Below are 2621 nucleotides of genomic sequence, written 5' to 3' on the forward strand. Positions count from 1 at the left end.
CAGGCCGCGGAACAACGCCTGCGCTTTCGCCGCCGGCATGCCGACATGAACGCCGGCTAGTCTGGCGGCCGCGTCGGCGGCCGACACCCAGCGCTTCGAGCCGCTCCTGGCAATCACGGCGATTGGCTGTTCAGGCGGAATGGACGGATCGGCGCGACGAATGCGATCCGTCGGCAGATCCGGGAGATAGATCGAGACAACCCTTGTCATCGCACGCCCTTACGAGAAATTCAGCACATTCACCCGCTTTTACGCGCATCAGTTCCAGCAACCATTGGGGCCTTCCGACACCCGGCACTGGCAGCTCCTCCGACGGCATGACGCTGACCCGCCACCGCGTGGTCGACGCCGTCGGTTGGCCAAAATCATTCGCCTCCGTCTGCCTGCGCCAGCGTCGGACGGCGAGCGCCATCGTCCCTGTTTTCTCGGCCGCCAGCTGCAGCCGGCGCGAGCCGACCATCGGCAGGCGGACGAGTTCACCGACCACGGCGCCGAGGCCGCCGAAGGACAGCCCCTCCTCCATATTGGCGAGCACATCCTCTTCCTTGTCGGACTCCACGAAGATCACCCGGTMCGCATGCAGCCCGACCTCAGCGAGTGCGGGAAAAAACAGGTCCGGCCGCGTCAGGCACCAGACCACAGGACCTTTGGTGCGCGCCGCGATGCCAGCTGCGCAAAGCGCTGCCGCGGCACCATCCACCGTGCCTTGCCCGCCGCCGGCAAACTCATGCAGGGCGCCATAGGCAAGGCCACCGCCTGGCAGKACCGCATCGATTTCCGGCACGCCGAAGGAAAGACAGCCAGCCTTTCTGGCTGACACGCCCTCCAGCGAGGCGATGCGCTCGCGCAAATCGGAAATCACCCTTTCGCGGGCAGCAGTMATCGTTCACGGCTCCCTTCAAGGTCGTGTTGGCGGCCGACATCATGTCGAGCAAAATGCTGATGTTCTGTTTMTGTTCCCACCGAACTGAAGAGTCAAGCAACCGGAAGGATGGGAATATTATCCTGAACATGAGKAATTAGAAGAATATCCATGAGAATCAGGCCGGTAGCGCCGGCTGAGTTTTTTTCGGAGCGCCCGCGCCTCTTCGGTGTGGATTGCGGGGACAAATGGCGTATCGTCACAGTGTCTTTAAGGTTCTTCTGCTGAACTGCCGCCATGACGAAGCCTCCGAGATCAAAACCGCTCGTTCGTGACACCGAGGCTCCGATCCGCTCAAAGCCGCGCGTGAAGCGAAATCCGGCCCAGCCGCAGCTGCTTTTCGATCCGATGCCCGACCGCGTCGAGCCCGCGCTGGCGCAATTGAAGAGCCATCCTCCAAAGGGAGACAAGTGGAGCTGGGAGGTGAAATGGRATGGCTATCGCCTCGCCGTTCATATCGAGCCGCAGGGTATCCGGATCCTCACCCGCGGCGGCCATGACTGGACGCACCGGTTTCCGGCGATCCTAGAAGCGGCCCGCGCGCTCGGGCCGGCGACGATGATCATCGATGGCGAGGCCGTTGTGCTCGACGCAGAGGGGCGGCCGGATTTTGKGCTGCTGCAGCAATCGCTCGGCGCGTCTGGCAAACAAGCGGGTAACCGAGCTTCTGATGCGATCTTCTACGCTTTCGATCTCATCTATTTCGATGGACACGATCTGCGGGGTGTTGAATACCGGTCGCGCCGACATCTCCTTGATGACCTGTTGACCGGCAAAGACGGTGGCATTCGGCTATCGGAAACACTCGACGYCGAACCAGCCGTCMTCCTTGAGCATGTCTGCCGCCTCGGCCTGGAAGGCATCGTCGGCAAGCACCTCGACCGGCCCTATCGCTCCGGCCGGACCGGGGATTGGGTGAAGATCAAGTGCGTCCAGAGCGAGGCTCTCTTCATCGTCGGCTATGAGATGTCTTCGGCGTCCCMTGCCGGCTTTGGCTCGTTGGTGCTTGCTGCCTATCGCGGAGCCGATCTCGTCCACGTTGGAAGTGTCGGCACAGGCTTCAAGGAAACGGAAACCATCCGGTTGCGAAAGATGCTGKACAAGCTACGCTGGAAGCGAAAGCAGCCGCCCCTGCCCTATTCCGGAAGTTCCGATATTGTCTGGGTCGAACCGACCCTGATCGCCGAGATCGAGTTCCGCGCCTGGACGTGGGATGGGAAACTTCGCCATCCGTCTTACAAGGGTTTGCGAGAACGGCAGGACAATGCCGACGTCTTCCGGCTCGACTAGCGAAATCAGCCTTATACGCTAGATTGTCGCCCATTCGTGCTCGGTGGAGTAGATATCTAGCATGTGCAACCTTTATCGCATGGAAGACAGGGACTGGGTCGCGAAGTGGGCCCAGGATGCCGAAAGCCTGATCAACCTGATGCCGGCATACCAGATKAACCCCGATCAGATGGGGCCGATCGTCCGCAATACCGCGGACGGGAAGAAACAACTGGTCCATGCGCGCTGGGGACTGCCCTCCCCGCGCTTCGCGCTCGAGAAGACGGCCAAAGCCAAGGCCKAGAAACTTGCGGCCAAGGGTAAGCCATTCGATCTCGAAGCGCTGATCCGCATGGAGCCCGACCGCGGTACGACCAACGTGCGCAAGCTCAGTTTTCCGCATTGGAAGCGATGGTTCGGCGTCGAAAAC

General features: G+C 61.3%; 2 protein-coding genes and 2 pseudogenes. 2 read left to right on the plus strand and 2 right to left on the minus strand.

Going from position 1 to position 2621, the window contains the following annotated elements:
* Positions 1-210, minus strand: a pseudogene (locus tag QD357_RS31780) (DNA polymerase Y family protein); the annotation flags it as partial.
* Positions 131-883 carry an ImuA family protein gene (locus QD357_RS31785; RefSeq protein ID WP_414125973.1) on the minus strand — a complete coding sequence of 251 codons (753 nt, stop codon included), beginning with the start codon at positions 881-883 and terminating at the stop codon, positions 131-133. The gene QD357_RS31785 and the pseudogene QD357_RS31780, both read right to left, overlap by 80 nt.
* Before the next feature lie 276 nt (positions 884-1159).
* Between QD357_RS31785 and ligD the strand changes: the two genes are divergently transcribed.
* Together ligD and QD357_RS31795 are read left to right on the plus strand one after the other, a co-directional pair.
* The gene (gene ligD / locus QD357_RS31790; RefSeq protein WP_414125971.1) at positions 1160-2212 is read left to right on the plus strand and encodes a non-homologous end-joining DNA ligase; all 1053 of its coding nucleotides are present in this window, start codon (positions 1160-1162) and stop codon (positions 2210-2212) included.
* A gap of 61 nt (positions 2213-2273) precedes the next feature.
* A pseudogene (locus QD357_RS31795) lies at positions 2274-2621 on the plus strand (SOS response-associated peptidase); the annotation flags it as partial.

The organism is Rhizobium sp. BR 317, from assembly GCF_047445835.1.
Taxonomy (GTDB): domain Bacteria; phylum Pseudomonadota; class Alphaproteobacteria; order Rhizobiales; family Rhizobiaceae; genus Rhizobium; species Rhizobium paranaense.